This is a genomic window from Caenimonas koreensis DSM 17982, assembly GCF_009646335.1.
GTDB classification, from domain to species: domain Bacteria; phylum Pseudomonadota; class Gammaproteobacteria; order Burkholderiales; family Burkholderiaceae_C; genus Ramlibacter; species Ramlibacter koreensis.
The window spans coordinates 1-14,684 of sequence record NZ_WJBU01000021.1 but is presented as its reverse complement, the minus strand read 5'-3'; the positions used below and the strand labels follow the sequence as shown (position 1 = coordinate 14,684).

17 protein-coding genes and 3 tRNA genes are annotated in these 14,684 nt (G+C 63.4%); 12 read left to right on the top strand and 8 right to left on the bottom strand.

The features are described 5' to 3' along the window. From GHT07_RS18175 to GHT07_RS18165, 3 genes are read right to left on the bottom strand one after another with little or no spacing between them, the layout of a single operon-like run. Positions 1 to 483 (bottom strand): CinA family protein, encoded by a 483-nt coding sequence (locus GHT07_RS18175; RefSeq protein ID WP_153586520.1) that lies wholly within the window; start codon positions 481 to 483, stop codon positions 1 to 3. Next, the gene (locus GHT07_RS18170) at positions 483 to 1,034 is read right to left on the bottom strand and encodes a phosphatidylglycerophosphatase A family protein (RefSeq protein WP_153586519.1); all 552 of its coding nucleotides are present in this window, start codon (positions 1,032 to 1,034) and stop codon (positions 483 to 485) included. Before GHT07_RS18170 ends, GHT07_RS18175 begins: the two co-directional genes overlap by 1 nt. Further along, entirely contained in the window at positions 1,031 to 1,948 is a 918-nt protein-coding gene (locus GHT07_RS18165) for a LysR family transcriptional regulator (RefSeq protein ID WP_153586518.1), read from the bottom strand. Before GHT07_RS18165 ends, GHT07_RS18170 begins: the two co-directional genes overlap by 4 nt. A 125-nt stretch (positions 1,949 to 2,073) precedes the next feature. Here GHT07_RS18165 and GHT07_RS18160 point away from each other — a divergent pair, with 125 nt between their 5' ends. After that, on the top strand, positions 2,074 to 2,277 hold the full coding sequence (locus tag GHT07_RS18160; protein WP_153586517.1) for a hypothetical protein: 204 nt from the start codon (positions 2,074 to 2,076) through the stop codon (positions 2,275 to 2,277). Between the two features lie 15 nt (positions 2,278 to 2,292). Here GHT07_RS18160 and GHT07_RS18155 read toward each other — a convergent pair whose 3' ends face one another. From GHT07_RS18155 to GHT07_RS18135, 5 genes are all read right to left on the bottom strand, one after another. Further along, on the bottom strand, positions 2,293 to 3,939 hold the full coding sequence (locus GHT07_RS18155) for an FAD-dependent oxidoreductase (RefSeq protein ID WP_153586516.1): 1,647 nt from the start codon (positions 3,937 to 3,939) through the stop codon (positions 2,293 to 2,295). A gap of 7 nt (positions 3,940 to 3,946) precedes the next feature. Beyond that, positions 3,947 to 4,966, bottom strand: a complete 1,020-nt coding sequence (locus GHT07_RS18150) for a Bug family tripartite tricarboxylate transporter substrate binding protein (RefSeq protein WP_153586515.1) — start codon at positions 4,964 to 4,966, stop codon at positions 3,947 to 3,949. A 58-nt stretch (positions 4,967 to 5,024) separates the two neighbouring features. Further along, positions 5,025 to 5,522 carry a thermonuclease family protein gene (locus tag GHT07_RS18145; protein ID WP_153586514.1) on the bottom strand — a complete coding sequence of 166 codons (498 nt, stop codon included), beginning with the start codon at positions 5,520 to 5,522 and terminating at the stop codon, positions 5,025 to 5,027. Positions 5,523 to 5,526: 4 nt separating this feature from the next. Further along, the gene (thiL, locus tag GHT07_RS18140) at positions 5,527 to 6,480 is read right to left on the bottom strand and encodes a thiamine-phosphate kinase (protein WP_153586513.1); all 954 of its coding nucleotides are present in this window, start codon (positions 6,478 to 6,480) and stop codon (positions 5,527 to 5,529) included. Between the two features lie 91 nt (positions 6,481 to 6,571). Continuing rightward, positions 6,572 to 7,171: a chalcone isomerase family protein gene (locus tag GHT07_RS18135; RefSeq protein ID WP_153586512.1), complete on the bottom strand. Its 600-nt coding sequence runs from the start codon at positions 7,169 to 7,171 to the stop codon at positions 6,572 to 6,574. A 336-nt stretch (positions 7,172 to 7,507) separates the two neighbouring features. On the opposite strand from GHT07_RS18135, the gene trpE reads away from it, so the two are divergent. The 11 genes from trpE to GHT07_RS18080 form a co-directional block, all read left to right on the top strand. Continuing rightward, positions 7,508 to 9,007 carry an anthranilate synthase component I gene (trpE, locus tag GHT07_RS18130; protein WP_153586511.1) on the top strand — a complete coding sequence of 500 codons (1,500 nt, stop codon included), beginning with the start codon at positions 7,508 to 7,510 and terminating at the stop codon, positions 9,005 to 9,007. A gap of 85 nt (positions 9,008 to 9,092) precedes the next feature. Next, on the top strand, positions 9,093 to 9,662 hold the full coding sequence (locus tag GHT07_RS18125; RefSeq protein WP_153586510.1) for an anthranilate synthase component II: 570 nt from the start codon (positions 9,093 to 9,095) through the stop codon (positions 9,660 to 9,662). Then, positions 9,662 to 10,705 carry a low-specificity L-threonine aldolase gene (gene ltaE / locus GHT07_RS18120; RefSeq protein ID WP_153586509.1) on the top strand — a complete coding sequence of 348 codons (1,044 nt, stop codon included), beginning with the start codon at positions 9,662 to 9,664 and terminating at the stop codon, positions 10,703 to 10,705. Before GHT07_RS18125 ends, ltaE begins: the two co-directional genes overlap by 1 nt. Before the next feature lie 4 nt (positions 10,706 to 10,709). Then, positions 10,710 to 11,360: a LysE family translocator gene (locus tag GHT07_RS18115; protein ID WP_153586508.1), complete on the top strand. Its 651-nt coding sequence runs from the start codon at positions 10,710 to 10,712 to the stop codon at positions 11,358 to 11,360. Positions 11,361 to 11,377: 17 nt separating this feature from the next. Next, positions 11,378 to 12,406 (top strand): anthranilate phosphoribosyltransferase, encoded by a 1,029-nt coding sequence (gene trpD / locus GHT07_RS18110; RefSeq protein ID WP_153586507.1) that lies wholly within the window; start codon positions 11,378 to 11,380, stop codon positions 12,404 to 12,406. Positions 12,407 to 12,410: 4 nt separating this feature from the next. Continuing rightward, positions 12,411 to 13,202, top strand: a complete 792-nt coding sequence (trpC, locus tag GHT07_RS18105) for an indole-3-glycerol phosphate synthase TrpC (RefSeq protein ID WP_153586506.1) — start codon at positions 12,411 to 12,413, stop codon at positions 13,200 to 13,202. Between the two features lie 52 nt (positions 13,203 to 13,254). Beyond that, a complete protein-coding gene (locus GHT07_RS18100) occupies positions 13,255 to 13,983 on the top strand; it encodes a uracil-DNA glycosylase (RefSeq protein WP_228488426.1) in 729 nt (242 codons plus the stop codon). A gap of 95 nt (positions 13,984 to 14,078) precedes the next feature. Next, positions 14,079 to 14,164, top strand: a tRNA-Tyr gene (locus GHT07_RS18095). A 142-nt stretch (positions 14,165 to 14,306) separates the two neighbouring features. Then, positions 14,307 to 14,380: transfer RNA gene (locus tag GHT07_RS18090), tRNA-Gly, on the top strand. A gap of 77 nt (positions 14,381 to 14,457) precedes the next feature. Further along, a tRNA-Thr gene (locus tag GHT07_RS18085) sits at positions 14,458 to 14,532 on the top strand. 38 nt (positions 14,533 to 14,570) lie between these two features. Continuing rightward, the coding region (locus GHT07_RS18080; protein WP_228488388.1) for a GTP-binding protein at positions 14,571 to 14,684 on the top strand (114 nt) is incomplete at its 3' end.

Sequence of the window (14,684 nt, the reverse complement as noted above, 5' to 3'; positions counted from 1 at the left end):
TCAGAGTTCTGTTGCGGCAATGCGCGCGATCAGCCCGTCCACCGCATGCGAGACGGTTGCTTGCCGCACGGCAGCGCGGTCGCCTTCGAATCGCATCATCTCGCTGTCGAGCCGGCCATCGACCGAGAAGCCGAACCACACCGTGCCTACCGGTTTGTCCTTGCTTCCACCCGTCGGGCCAGCCACGCCCGTCACTGCAACGCTGACGCGCGCGTGTGAAAAACGTACCGCGCCGAAAGCCATTGCACGGGCGACCACTTCGCTGACTGCGCCGTGGGCGGCAATCAAGGGCGCATCGACGCCCAGGAGCTCGGACTTCGCTTCATTCGAATAGGTGACGAAGCCGCGCTCGAACCAGCTGCTCGATCCGGCAAGGTCGGTGCAGGCGGCGGCGATCATGCCGCCGGTGCAGCTTTCTGCCGTGGCGAGCATCCATTGCCGCTCGAGCAAGGCTTGCGCCAGTTGTTCGATACGCGGTGCCATTACCAGACCCTCCAGATCGCGATCACGAACAGCGTGCAGAACGCAGCGACCAAGTCGTCAAAGATGATGCCAAAGCCGCCCTTCCAGCCGAAGCCGTGGAAGAGGTCATCGGCCCAGGCGACCGGGCCTGGTTTTACGGCGTCGAAGATGCGAAACAAGATGAACGCACCGAGCTGGGCCATGAAGCCTGCGGGCATCACCAGCCAGAGAATGATCCAGAAGGCGACCACTTCATCCCACACGATCGCGCCCGGGTCGAGCACGCGCATGTTCGCCGCCGCAACGGTGCAGGCCCACCAGCCGACCGCGAGTGACGCTGCAATCACCAGGCCGATCTGCATCGGCGTGAGCCACATCTGCAGCACGACATAGGCGAGCCACGCCCACAGCGTGCCCGCAGTGCCCGGCGCGACGGGTGACAGCCCCGAGCCGAAACCGAGCGCAATGCAATGCGCCGGATGCGACAGCATGAAGCGCGCATTGGGGCGGATGACAGAAGGTCGCACAGGCGGGTTCAGTGCAGTGGGGGGTGAAGCTTGCGATGGAGTCATTTCTTGAATGCGGTGTGTGTGCTCTTGCCGAGCCATGCGGCCCAGTAGTCGATACAAGCCTTGATCTTGGGCAGCCGGTGGCGACTCGAGAGGGTGACCGCATACACAGGCACCGGGCCGTAGTCCACGAGCGCCTCCAGCACGGGCACTACCAGTTTTTGCTGCACGAGCGTGTCGCCGACCAGGGTGGCAAGGCGGCCGATGCCGGCGCCTTGCACCACCATCGTCGCGACCATGTTCGTGTCGTTGGTGCGCCAGTGGCCGTCCGCTTCGAACACCATGGGCTTGCCCTTGACGATGAATGGCCACGCATTGAGAAATGAGACGTGGCTGTTGGTGATGAGCACGTGCTCGCGCAGGTCTTCGATGTGCCTGGGTGTGCCGGCACGCTTGAGATACGAGGGCGCTGCATACAGCGCGCGGCCCAGCGTACCGATCTGCCGCGCGACCACCGTCTCGGGCAGCGCGCTCACCGTGCGTATCGCAATGTCGATGCCGTCGCGCGCCATGTCGGTGAGGCGATCGCTGACTTCCAGCTCGACGCGCAAGTGCGGATGCAGCTGTCGCAGCCCCTCCAGACTGGGCACGAGCTGGTAGGCCGCGACGATGGTCGAAGCGGCGACCTTGACCGTGCCACGCACATCGCCTGCCTTGTGCGCGAAGTCGCCTTCGAGCTCGTCGAGCGTGCTCGTGATGCGGTGGCAGTACGCGACGAATGTTTCACCCTCGGGCGTGAGCGAGAGCCCGTGCGTCGAGCGATGGATCAGGCGCGCGCCGCAGGCTTTCTCGATGCGCGAGAGCGTGCGCGACACCTGGCTGACGGGCACATCCCGCTCACGCGCGACCGCGGACAGCGTGCCGAGTTCCACCACGCGGGCAAAGAGAAGCATGTCGTCGAACTGGAGGTCGCGCATGGGTGGATGGTACTCATTGGCTTTGCGCGCCGTGCAACGCCAATTTGCGGTGCGCGCCGTTTCCGCCAGGGCAGCCTTTTCCTACATTCACTTCACCCGACCCGCCAACCAGAAAGGACAGCGCCATGAACACCTACCTCAACCAGCCCGGCGAATACAACCGCCTGATGGAAACGGCGAAGAAGCGTGCGTCCGAGCTTCGCGGCGACGCCGTGAACGAGTTCGGGAATGCCGCAGGCGCCGCGGTGCGCAAGGTGTTGGGCGCGGCTGTGCGCCTGGTGCGAAGCTACGCGGCGCAACACCGCGCGCAACGCAGCGTGGAGGCTTAGCGGGTTGAGCCGGCCTCAGTGCCGGCCTGTCAAAAGCTTCAGCAGCGCAAGCGCGTCATTTGGCAATGCGTCGCCACGCCACGCGACATGCTGGTCCGTGCGGCACAGCACGAGCCGGTGGCGATAGGCGGCAGGGATGGAGGGTGACCCTTGCACATCGATCACTTCCAGCGGCACCTTCTGCTCCCGCGCCGCAGTAGCGCACGAGGCGATGTCGGCCTTTGCATCGAAGCGCAGCAAGGTGTAGCCCGGCCCGAATGCGTCATAGAGAGAGCGGCCGTCCGCCAGCCAGAAGTGCGGCGCACGGCACCCGGGCACCGTGGACTCGGTGAAGCCGCCCATCGAGTACGCGGGCGCGGGCTCATCATCCGCCGCCAGGATTGGCGAGTGTGTATAGAAGTAGCCGAAGTTCAGGCCCGCGCAGCAGAACTGCTGCACATTGAGCTCATAGGCTTCGCGGCCGATCGCCTCGCGTGCCTGCTGGCCCTGCGTGTCGGCCGCTTCGATGTTGGCCGGCACAGCGCTGCGCGCCTTGATCATCTTGGCAGCGTGCTCCATGGCGAAGTTCGAGACCTGCATCGTGATGGGCATGCGCTCTGCTTCGTACGCATCGAGGATCACTTCGCCACCCCAGCCTTGCACCCGCGCCGCCAACACCCATGCCAGGTTGGTGGCGTCGGCAATGCCGGCGTTCATTCCATAGCCCGCGTACGGCACCCACAGGTGCGCGGCGTCACCGGCGATGAACACGTTTCGATCGCGGAACTTGTCGGCGACCAGGCGCCGACCGACCCAGTCTTCCTTGCTGATCACTTCGTACTCGAAGTCCTGCGGCACGCCGAGGATCTGCTTGATCGACCAGTCGCGATCCACCGAATCGAACTCGGGCTCGTTGGGGTTCAGGTGGTTATGGACAAGCCACGTGTCGTGGCCGTCGATGGCGAACATCGTGCCGCAGCGGCGCGGGTTCACCGAGTAGTACGACCAGGCGAGTGGCTGCGGGATCATCGCCTTGAGTTGCGGCGCGCGGATGTACGTCGATTGCACGCGCTGGATCACGGCGGTGCCTTCGAGCTTTGCGCCCATCAGCTTGCGCACGCCGGAGCTGCCGCCATCGCAGCCCACCAGAAAGCCTGCCGTGATGTGCTGCTCGGCATCAGTGTCGAGACTGCGCAGTGTGGCCGTGACGAATCCATCGCCTTGCTCGAACGACATGCACTGTGTGCGATTGAGCAGCGTCACTTGCGCGAGCGAAGCGGCGTGCTGCAGCAGCAGCGGCTCCAGGAATATCTGGTTGATGCGATGCGGAGGTTCCGGTGTTGGCCACCACGTGTCTGGCCCGCCCGTGGCGCTGTAGCGGTCGCGGCGGCACGGGATGGGAATGCGTGTGAGTTCGGTGCCGCACACGCTCGTGCGAAACACGACGTCGTTCGGGTGATCGGCAGGCAGGCCGGCGTTGCGCAGTGCTTGTGCCACGCCTAGCCGGCGAAACGTCTCCATGCTGCGCGCAGCCACGTGGTTGCACTTCACGTTGGGCGGCTCGGCGTAGCGCCGCGTCTCCACGATGGTCACCCGTACGCCGCGCGAGGCGAGGTCCATCGCCAGCGTGAGGCCGACGGGGCCTGCGCCGACGACCAGCACGTCAGTGTCGAAGTCTTTCATCGCCACGTCAGTCGAGCTTGATGTTGGCCGAGCGGATCACCTTGGCCCACTTCAGGTTTTCGCTCTTGATGTACGCCTCGAATTCTTCCGGCTTGCTTGGCGCGGGCTCGACGCCCAGATTGCGCAGGCTCGCCTTGATCTCGTTGTCGTTCAGCGCTGCGGTGATCTCTGTGTTCAGGCGTGAGACGACAGACGGTGGCGTGCCCGCAGGCGCGACGAGGCCGAACCAGCCGGTGGAGTCATAGCCCGTGAGGCCCTGCTCGGCGACGGTGGGCACGTCGGGCAGCATGGGCAGGCGCTGCGGGCTGGTGACGGCATAGGCGACCAGCTTGCCGGCCTTGATCTGCTGCAGCGCCGAAGGCAGGTCAACGACGGCCAGCGGCACCTGGCCCGCAAGCACGTCGAGCGCTGCGGGGCCCGAGCCCTTGTACGGAATCGTCACCAGCTTGATGTCTGCCATCTGCATGAACAACTCGGCCGTGAGGTGCATGGCCGTGCCGTTGCCGCCGTGGGCGATCGACAACTTGCCGGGCTGCGCCTTCGCCATGGCGATCAACTCTTTCTGCGTCTTCGGGCCCAAAGAGGGCTGGCCGATGATCACGAAGGGAATGGCCGCCAGCATCGTCACAGGCTTGAAGTCCTTGAGCACGTCGAACGGCATCTGTGCGTAAAGGCTTGAGTTGGCCGACAGCGCGCCGGCCGCACCGACGCCCAGGATGTAGCCGTCAGGCGGCGCTTTGGCCACCAGCGTCAACCCGATGTTGCCGCCGGCGCCGGGGCGGTTGTCCACCACGACCTGCTGGCCCAGCTTGTCGTTCAGCCGCGGCACGAGCAGGCGCATGACGACGTCGGTGCTGCCGCCAGGCGGGAAGGTGACGACCACGCGGACCGGTTTGCTGGGGTAAGCAGCCAAAGCCGCAGGCGCAGTTGCGGGTGCGGGTGCGGGCGCGGGTGTTTGGGCTTGCACGCCCAGGCACACAGCGCCAGCCAGCAAGGCGGCCGCCGCGAATGAATGATGGATCTGCATGCGAAGTGTCTCCTTCGATTGCATGCTAACGCAAGACTGCGCTCGAAGGGGCTGCGGCTCAGCCTCTCTCGCAGTGCCCGTGTTTCACCCGGAATTCATGGGGCGCGACGGGCCGGTTTTGTTGCCACAGACCCGCGCGCGTGCGTCGGGCCTGCGCCTCCTGGCGGGCATACGGCCCAGCATTGCCCTTGAAGTGATACGACCACGCATAGCCACGCCGCACCATCCACGCGCCGACGTCCTCATGGGCACGCTCAATCACGCCCAGTGTGCGGTCGTAGTTGTCTGTGCCATGGGTTGTCACGGTAACGCGTCGATGCGCCACGATGCTGGCCAGGGCTTGCCGGGATTTCAGGCCGAACGGCTGGCAGATCTCGGGCGCGTCGATGCCCTGTAGCCGCACACGCAGCGGTGGCTTGCCGTCGTCGCGGCGAACCCAGACCGTGTCGCCGTCGGTCACGTGCGACACGATGCCGGTGAACCGGCTGGCATGCGCAACGCAAGGTGTCAGCACCAGCGCGATGACGCCGGCCCACGCGCCGGCTGCGCGGCGCATATCGTCAGGCGAAATGATCGAAAGACGCATAGTCTCGCTCGAAGGCGCGTCCGTGCGCATCGACCAGGCGCAGCCCGGACTGCGCTTCGATGTGACCGATGCGTGTGACTCGTGTGGCGCTGGCGTGCGACGCGGCCTCCACTTCGCCACGCCTGGCCGCTGGCGCGCAGAAAACAAGTTCGTAGTCATCGCCGCCGGCCAGCACGAATTCCATACGCTGCTCTTCATCAATGCCTTCGCCCGTGAGCATGGTCAGCATCGCGGCGGTGGTATCGATCGTGGCGCCGACGCCCGAGCGACTGAGGATGTGCCGCAGGTCGCCGAGCAGTCCGTCGCTCACGTCGATGGCGGCAGTGGCGACGCCGCGCAGTGCTTGCCCCAGGGCGATGCGCGGTTGCGGCTGTTCCATGCGTGCGCGTGCTTGCGCAAATACTTGCTGCGACACCGCGATCGTGCCGCGGAACACTTCCAGCGCCAGGCGCGCATCACCCAGGCTGCCGCTCACATAGATGTCGTCGCCCGGCCGTGCGCCCGAGCGCAGCAGCGCGTGGCCGGGAAGTACTTCGCCAAAAACGGTGATGCAGATATTGAGCGGGCCTTGCGTGGTGTCGCCGCCAACCAGCTCGCAATCGTGCGCATCGGCAAGTGCCAGCAGGCCGCGCGAAAACGGCTCGAGGAACGCTTCGTCGGCACGGGGCATCGACAGCGCGAGCGTGAAGGCCAGCGGCTTGGCACCGCAGGCGGCCAGATCGCTGAGATTGACGGCCAGCGCCTTGTGGCCGAGCTTGAACGGATCGACGGTGGGCAGGAAGTGCCTGCCTTCGACCAGCATGTCGCTGGAGACCGCCATCTGCATGCCGGCAGCAGGTGCCAGCAGTGCGCAATCGTCGCCCACGCCGAGCGTGTTGCGCCGCACAGGGCGCTTGAAGTAACGGTCAATCAGGTCAAATTCACCCATGGCCGCGATTGTTGCCGATCAGCCTCGACCGGCCCGGCATCGCGAGTGCACACGTGCGCGCGTCCACCCGGGACGCGCGGGCTGACAGGCCCTAGGTGGGCGTGCGGCCCAGCAGCGTTTCCTTCAGCTTGTAGTCTGCCGGTACGGGACCCAGCCAGATGCGCAGCAAGGCGTTGTAGAACTCCGGCTCCTTGAAGGGCTCGAGATCCTTGAAGCACTTGGCGCCCTGAATGGAGATGAGGGTGCCCGTGCCGGGTACCCAGTCAATATTGAAACTCTCGCCTGCCTTCAGGCTCTTGCAGTCGGAGAAAAGCTGGCCCATTCGCAGCACGCCCGGAATCAGCTTGGAAAACGCTGCCTTGTCCATGTTGTCTTCCATGCCGCGCGAAAACAGTTTGCCCAGCTCGGCCGAGTCAATGTCGCGGACCATGGTGATGGCCAGACGTTTGGCACCTGGCATGGCCAGCACTTCTTCGGTGGTGCCCGCCTTCTTTTGCAGGTACAGCCCGGCCGTGTAGACCTTGAAGATGGCTTTGTAGCGAATGCCCGCGCCGTTGAGCACGAGCTTGCTGCCCTTGAGCTCTGTGGTGTCTTCGTAGCGCACACCCGAGACTGTGACGGGTTCGGCCAGCGCGGCATGTGTCATGAACGCAGCTGCCAGCACGAACAACCAGGTTTTGAGCGACTTCATGTTTTTGTCTCCTGTCGCGCCAGAATATCCGGCGGTCAGGCTCATTCTTGGATCCGTGCCCGCCTGAGGGCAACAGGGTTTTCGCGTAACTGCCGGTGCGCGGCACGGTGAGTTGCTTTGCTACACTGATCGCCATGTTCATCCACCGCACCAACATGACGGGTCAGGCCGACCGGGGAGCCTGGCCTTGGCGTAAGCCGTCGTACGTGCGTTCCTGATTGCACGGGGCAGCCTGTGCCCCTCGTTCGTCCCGCCCGCTGCGCCGGTTGGACACCCCGATTGAACTGAAGCGGCTACTTCGCAAGAAGGCCGCGGAGCTTGTGGAGGCTCTTTCCCTTGATCACTGAACTTGAATTCAAAAGCCTTGCTCTTCAGGGCTACAACCGCATTCCGCTGATCGCCGAGGCATTCGCGGATCTTGAAACCCCCCTGTCGCTCTACCTGAAGCTGGCGCACGCCCGCGATGGCGGCAGGCACAGCTTCCTGCTCGAATCCGTTGTGGGCGGCGAGCGCTTTGGGCGCTACAGCTTCATTGGCCTGCCTGCACGCACGCTGCTGCGCGCGAGCGGCTTCGGCGCCCAGGCGAAGACGGAAGTTGTGACGGATGGGGCCGTGGTGGAGACAGCGCAGGGCAATCCGCTGGACTTCATTGCTGCCTACCAGAAGAGATTCAAGGTCGCGCTGCGCCCGGGGCTGCCGCGCTTTTGCGGCGGGCTGGCCGGCTACTTCGGCTACGACACGGTCCGCCACATTGAAAAAAAGCTGGAGAAGAGTTGCCCGCCCGATACGCTGGGCTGCCCCGACATCCTGCTGCTGCAATGTGAAGAGCTGGCCGTGATCGACAACCTGTCGGGCAAGCTGTATTTGATCGTGTATGCGGACCCGGCTCAGCCCGAAGCCTTTGCCAACGCGAAGAAGCGCTTGCGCGGACTGAAGGACTCGCTGAAATATTCAGTGAGCGCGCCGGTGATCAAGCAGACGCAAACCTTTGCGAGCGAGCGCGAATTTCCGAAGGACCAGTACATCGCTGCCGTTGAGCGCGCGAAGGAGCTCATTGCCGGGGGCGACTTCATGCAGGTGCAAGTGGGCCAGCGCATCAGGAAGCGCTACACCGAGTCGCCGCTGTCGTTGTACCGCGCGCTTCGCTCGCTTAACCCGAGCCCCTACATGTACTACTACCACTTTGGTGACTTCCATGTGGTGGGCGCGTCGCCAGAAATCCTCGTGCGCCAGGAGCAGGTCGCTGAGGGGCAGAAGATCACGATCAGGCCGCTGGCCGGCACACGCCCGCGCGCTGCCTCTGTGGAGCAGGACAAAGCAGTCGAGCAGGAGCTCATCGCTGATCCGAAGGAGCGCGCAGAGCATGTGATGCTGATTGACCTGGCCCGCAACGACATCGGGCGCATTGCGAAGACAGGTACCGTGAAGGTGACCGAAGCGTTTGCGGTGGAGCGCTACAGCCACGTGATGCACATCGTGAGCAACGTTGAGGGCATCCTGAACGACGGCATGACGAGCATCGATGTGTTGAAGGCGACGTTTCCCGCGGGCACGCTGACGGGCGCGCCGAAGGTTCATGCGATGGAAATGATCGACCAGCTCGAGCCCAGCAAGCGCGGCCTCTACGGCGGTGCCTGTGGCTATCTGAGCTATGCCGGCGACATGGATGTGGCCATTGCAATTCGCACCGGCATCATCAAGGATCAGATGCTCTACGTGCAGGCTGCGGCAGGCGTTGTGGCGGACTCGGTTCCAGAGATGGAGTGGAGGGAAACCGAGGCGAAGGCGCGTGCGTTGCTCCGTGCGTCGGAGCTGGTCGAGGAGGGGCTGGAATGAGCGCCGCCGGACCGTTTCAAGGCGCGAGGGCTCCTTCGAGCGACAGCGCAGGACACGAAGTGACAAGCGTGGGGGCCATCGCATCATGAAGCTGCTGATGATCGACAACTACGACAGCTTTACGTACAACCTCGTGCAGTACTTCGGCGAGCTCGGCGCACAGGTGGAAGTGTTTCGCAATGACGAGATCACGGTGGCCGGCGTGGCTGACCGCAAGCCCGATCTGCTGGTCGTGTCGCCCGGGCCTTGTTCCCCTGCCGAGGCGGGGATTTCTGTTGAGGCGATTCGCTACTTTGCAGGCAAGCTGCCGGTGTTGGGCGTTTGTCTGGGTCACCAGTCGATCGGTGCGGCTTTCGGCGGCAAGATCGTGCGGGCGCAGCAGCTGATGCACGGCAAGACGAGTGTGATCACAACCACACAGGAGGGTGTGTTCGCCGGACTGCCAGCGCAGTTCACCGTGAATCGCTATCACTCGCTGGCGATCGAGCGCGAGTCGTGCCCGGCAGAACTTGCTGTCACCGCGCGAACGGATGACGGCGAAATCATGGGAGTGCGCCATCGCGAACTCGCCGTGCAGGGCGTGCAGTTCCACCCCGAATCAATCCTCACGGAACATGGCCATGCCATGCTGAAAAACTTCCTGGAGCAAGCGTGATGAAGCCCGTCGATTTGCGCAGCGACACAGTGACCCGGCCGAGTGCAGGCATGCAGGCTGCCATGACGGCCGCACCACTTGGCGACGATGTGTTTGGTGACGACCCCAGCGTGAATGCACTGCAGGAAAAAATCGCTGCGATGCTGGGTTTTGAAGCGGCGCTGTTTGTGCCCACCGGCACGCAGAGCAACCTGTGCGCCATCCTGTCGCATTGCCAGCGTGGTGACGAGTACATCGTCGGGCAAATGCAGCACAGCTATCGATGGGAGGCCGGAGGTGGCGCTGTGTTCGGCAGCGTGCAGCCGCAACCGATCAGCCACCAGCCCGACGGAACGCTGGCGCTCGCGGATATCGAAGCGGCGATCAAGCCCGACGACCCGCACTTCGCGCGCAGCCGCATGCTTGCGCTGGAGAACACGCTGGGTGGCAAGCTGCTGCCGTTTGCTTATGTTGAGCAAGCGACCGCGTTGGCCAAGTCGAAGGGGCTGACGACGCATCTGGATGGCGCGCGACTGTTCAATGCGGCTGTTGCGCAAGCGGCGCAAACAGGTGGCAGTGCGACGCACGAGGCGAGGCGAATCGCGCAGTGCTTCGACACGGTGTCGGTTTGCTTCAGCAAGGGGCTAGGTGCACCCGTGGGTTCGGCCCTGTGCGGATCGAATGAGTTGATCGGGCGTGCGCGCCGCGTGCGCAAGATGGCTGGCGGCGCGATGCGGCAAGCTGGCGTGCTGGCTGCGGCGGCGAGCTACGCGCTGGACCACAACATCGAGAGACTGCAGGAAGATCACGACCTCGCAATGCGTCTCGCCCGTGGGCTGCAAGGTATCGAGGGGCTCGTCGTCGAGCCGCCGCAAACGAACATCCTGTTCGTTGACTTGACTGGATCGGCGCGTGATCAGGCGGATGCGCTGCTCAAGCATCTCGCCGGTCAGGGCGTCATGGCGACGGGCCTTTACCGCCTGCGGTTTGTGACGCATCTGGATGTCGATGCGGCTGGCGTGGACCGGGCAGCAGCTGCGATCCGCAGCTTCTTCGGGCGTTGACGCTATGCCTGATGCACAGCATTTGCTGCTCTTCATCGCCGCTGGTTGGCTGCTGAATCTCACGCCTGGGCCGGACGTGCTCTACATCGTGACGAATTCGCTGAAGTCTGGAGCCAGGGCGGGCCTGGTTGCCGGGCTGGGCATTACCAGCGGCTGCTTTGTTCACGTCTTCGCAGCGGCGCTTGGCGTGAGCGCGTTGCTCGCAACATCGGCTACCGCATTCACGGTGTTGAAGTACGTTGGCGCAGCGTATCTGCTCTATGTCGGCGTGAAGATACTGCTGTCCAAAACGCCCGATGCAAAGGCGGATCTCGTGGCACTCGCCGCAAGCGAAAAACCGCGTACGTTGATGGCCGTGTTCACGGGCGGCTTTCTGACGAATGTGCTGAATCCGAAGGTGGCGCTTTTCTTCCTGGCGTTCGTTCCGCAGTTCATCGCGCCGGGTGCCGACAACAAGGCGTTGAGCTTCATCGTGTTGGGAGTCATCTTCAACATCAACTCGATACCGGTGAACTCGGCTTGGGCACTTGCTGCTGCCTGGATGGCGCGCAGTGATTCGGTGCAGCGGGGCATGCACTGGCTCGATCGCGCTGCCGCTCTCATGTTCATTGGTTTCGGCGTCAAGCTCGCCCTCACCGACAATCCCACCCGCTAACCACACGAGGAGCAGTGATGATCACTCCCCAGGCAGCGCTACAGCGCACGATCGAACATCGCGAGATTTTTCACGACGAAATGCTCACCGTGGTGCGCATGATCATGAGCGGCGAACTGTCGCCCGTCATGATGGCCGCGTTGATCACGGGCCTGCGCGTCAAGAAGGAAACGATTGGTGAGATCACCGCCGCAGCGCAGGTGATGCGCGAGTTTTCGACCAAGGTCAACGTCCCCGACAAGACGCACCTGGTCGATATCGTCGGCACGGGTGGCGACGGTTCGCACACTTTCAATATTTCGACGTGTTCAATGTTCGTCGCGGCAGCGGCAGGCGCCAAGGTGAGCAAGCACGGCGGTCGAAGTGTTTCGAGCAAGAGCGGCAGCGCCGATGTGCTGGAAAGCCTGGGACTGAACATCAACCTGTCACCCGAAGCGATCGCCCGTTGCATCCAGGAAGTCGGCATTGGCTTCATGTTCGCGCCCAATCACCACCCGGCCATGAAAAACGTCGCGCCGGTACGCAAGGAACTCGGCGTCCGCACGATCTTCAACATCCTGGGGCCGCTCACGAATCCGGCGAGCGCGCCCAACATTCTGATGGGCGTGTTTCACCCGGACCTGGTCGGCATCCAGGTGCGCGCCTTGCAGCGGCTAGGCGCAGAGCATGCACTGGTCGTCTATGGACGTGATGGCATGGATGAAGTGAGCCTGGGCGCCGCGACGATGGTGGGTGAGCTGAAGAACGGCGAGATCACCGAGTACGACGTCCATCCCGAAGACTTCGGCCTGGCGATGGCCAGCAATCGGGGCCTGAAAGTCGAGACGGCCGAGCAGTCGCGCGAGATGCTGATGACCGTGCTGGACAACCAGCCCGGACCGGCTCGCGACATAGTGATCCTGAACGCTGGCGCGGCGCTGTACGCAGCCAACGTCGCCGGTTCGATCAAGGAAGGCATCACGGCGGCGCGTGCCGCGCTCGAGTCGGGCGCGGCAAAGGCGAAACTGCATGACCTGGTCCGTTTGTCCACCTCGATCGCGAGCTGAGTGTATGTCTGACATCCTCAACAAGATCGTGGAAGTCAAGCGCCAGGAGGTGGCTGCAGCTGTGCGTCGGGTGCCGCTGGCTGCCATGCGTGCCGACGCGCAAAGCCGCGTCCTCACGCGAGACTTCGAAGGTGCGCTGCGTCGCAAAATCGCGGCTGGACAGAGCGCGGTCATCGCGGAAATCAAGAAGGCGAGCCCGAGCAAGGGCGTGCTTCGTGCGGAGTTCTTTCCGTCTGACATTGCGCAAAGTTACGCGGCGTCCGGCGCAGCGTGCCTGTCGGTGCTGACGGATCGGCAGTTCTTCCAGGGTGAGCCCGACTATCTCAAGCAGGCGCGCGCGTCGTGCGACTTGCCCACGCTGCGTAAGGACTTCATGATTGACCCGTACCAGGTCTACGAGTCGAGAGCGATGGGGGCGGACTGCATCTTGCTGATCGCTGCATGCCTCGACGATGCGCAGATGTCTGAACTCGAAGCGGTCGCACGCAGCCTCGATATGGCAGTTCTGGTCGAAGTGCATGATGCCGCAGAGTTGCAGCGGGCACTCAAACTCAAGACGAAACTGGTGGGAATCAACAACCGGAACTTGCACACGTTCGAGGTCTCGCTGGACACGACCATCGGCATGCTCAAGGACGTCCCAGCTGATCGGCTTGCCGTGACGGAGTCGGGAATTCTGAGCAGGGCCGATGTGACCAGGATGCGCGATGCCGGGGTGCACGCGTTCCTCGTCGGGGAGGCGTTCATGCGAGCTGACGAACCCGGCGACGCACTGGCCGAGCTGTTCCACGACTGACCAGCCATTGAACGTGGCGGCCAAACGAGTCCCGGACAGGAGGCAGGCGACATTGATTCCTGTAGAGCAGCCTCCGCAACTGCAGAGGTGGGCGCCCGACGAGTGGCCGGTGGATGCTGGTTGGCGCAAGGTGGTCCAGGAATTTTTTTCCAGTCGCCATGGACATCGACTGGCCGACTTCATTCGCCAGCGGCTTGCAGAGGGCGCGACAATTTATCCACCCGAACCCCTGCGTGCACTCGAGCTCACGCCGCTGGCTGGCGTCCATGCCGTCATCGTGGGGCAGGACCCGTATCACGGGGCGGGTCAGGCTGAAGGGCTGGCATTTTCGGTGCCGCCCGGCGTCAGGATCCCTCCATCCCTTGTGAACATCTTCAAAGAAAGTCGTGGCTCAACAGGTGGGCCAATGGCGGCGAGCGGATCGCTTGTCGAATGGGCCCGGCGGGGCGTGTTGCTGCTCAATACCAGCCTGACGGTGGAAGATGGTCGGCCGGGGAGCCACGCCGGGAAGGGCTGGGAGGAATTGACGGATGCGTTGCTTGCCCAGGTCGCCGCCTCCGCATCGCCTTGTGTCTTTTTTCTATGGGGTGCGCATGCCCAGGCCAAGGCTGGGCTGATCGAACTGACGGCAAAGCGCAACGGCCGTGACTTTTTGGTGCTTCAAGCCAATCACCCGTCACCTCTGTCCGCTCGGCGGCCACCGGTTCCGTTTTTGGGCAGCGGCCACTTCGAAGTTGCCCGCCAGTGGCTGGCCGCCAGAGGCTGTACTGCGGCCTTTTGAAACACTTGGGTGGCTGGCGGTCCAGGGCGGTCGGACTTCATGCAGGCACCCCAAGGGAGGGCTCGGCCGAACCATGCTATATTTCGAGGTTCACCGGAGGGGTGCCCGAGTGGCTAAAGGGGGCAGACTGTAAATCTGTTGGCTTACGCCTACGCTGGTTCGAATCCAGCCTCCTCCACCAGTGTCTTTTTTGAGGCATTGGGTCTGGCGATGAGCTTTGTGACGAGTGATGCGAAGAGTTGTGGTTGGATGATTTGTGTTGGGCTCGGAATGCCCTGAAGGGTTGTTGAGTGACCCCGCGGCGGGGGATTCAATGTCCCTAGGCGGGAGTAGTTCAATGGTAGAACCCTAGCCTTCCAAGCTAATGACGCGGGTTCGATTCCCGTCTCCCGCTCCACACATCTCGCCAGTGCTGGTTTCGTTGCGGTGCTGCAATGCTGGTCGAAAGACCGAGAAATTGCGCCTAGAGTTTTGGCCCTTGTGGCTCAGTGGTAGAGCACTCCCTTGGTAAGGGAGAGGTCGCGGGTCCGATTCCCGCCAAGGGCACCAGAGTTTTGTATTGAGAGTTCTTTTCGGAGATTCGAAAAATGGCAAAAGGCAAGTTTGAGCGGACCAAGCCCCACGTGAACGTGGGCACGATTGGTCACGTGGACCATGGCAAGACGACGCTGACGGCGGCGATCACGACGATTTTGGCGTCG

Coding starts and splice junctions, on each gene's coding strand:
- GHT07_RS18115 (WP_153586508.1), top strand. CDS start 10,710: ATGCCTGATGCACAGCATTTGCTGCTCTTCATCGCCGCTGGTTGGCTG.
- thiL (WP_153586513.1), bottom strand. CDS start 6,480: ATGGGTGAATTTGACCTGATTGACCGTTACTTCAAGCGCCCTGTGCGG.
- GHT07_RS18160 (WP_153586517.1), top strand. CDS start 2,074: ATGAACACCTACCTCAACCAGCCCGGCGAATACAACCGCCTGATGGAA.
- ltaE (WP_153586509.1), top strand. CDS start 9,662: ATGAAGCCCGTCGATTTGCGCAGCGACACAGTGACCCGGCCGAGTGCA.
- GHT07_RS18175 (WP_153586520.1), bottom strand. CDS start 483: ATGGCACCGCGTATCGAACAACTGGCGCAAGCCTTGCTCGAGCGGCAA.
- GHT07_RS18155 (WP_153586516.1), bottom strand. CDS start 3,939: ATGAAAGACTTCGACACTGACGTGCTGGTCGTCGGCGCAGGCCCCGTC.
- trpD (WP_153586507.1), top strand. CDS start 11,378: ATGATCACTCCCCAGGCAGCGCTACAGCGCACGATCGAACATCGCGAG.
- GHT07_RS18165 (WP_153586518.1), bottom strand. CDS start 1,948: ATGCGCGACCTCCAGTTCGACGACATGCTTCTCTTTGCCCGCGTGGTG.
- GHT07_RS18125 (WP_153586510.1), top strand. CDS start 9,093: ATGAAGCTGCTGATGATCGACAACTACGACAGCTTTACGTACAACCTC.
- GHT07_RS18150 (WP_153586515.1), bottom strand. CDS start 4,966: ATGCAGATCCATCATTCATTCGCGGCGGCCGCCTTGCTGGCTGGCGCT.
- GHT07_RS18170 (WP_153586519.1), bottom strand. CDS start 1,034: ATGACTCCATCGCAAGCTTCACCCCCCACTGCACTGAACCCGCCTGTG.
- GHT07_RS18135 (WP_153586512.1), bottom strand. CDS start 7,171: ATGAAGTCGCTCAAAACCTGGTTGTTCGTGCTGGCAGCTGCGTTCATG.
- GHT07_RS18145 (WP_153586514.1), bottom strand. CDS start 5,522: ATGCGCCGCGCAGCCGGCGCGTGGGCCGGCGTCATCGCGCTGGTGCTG.
- trpC (WP_153586506.1), top strand. CDS start 12,411: ATGTCTGACATCCTCAACAAGATCGTGGAAGTCAAGCGCCAGGAGGTG.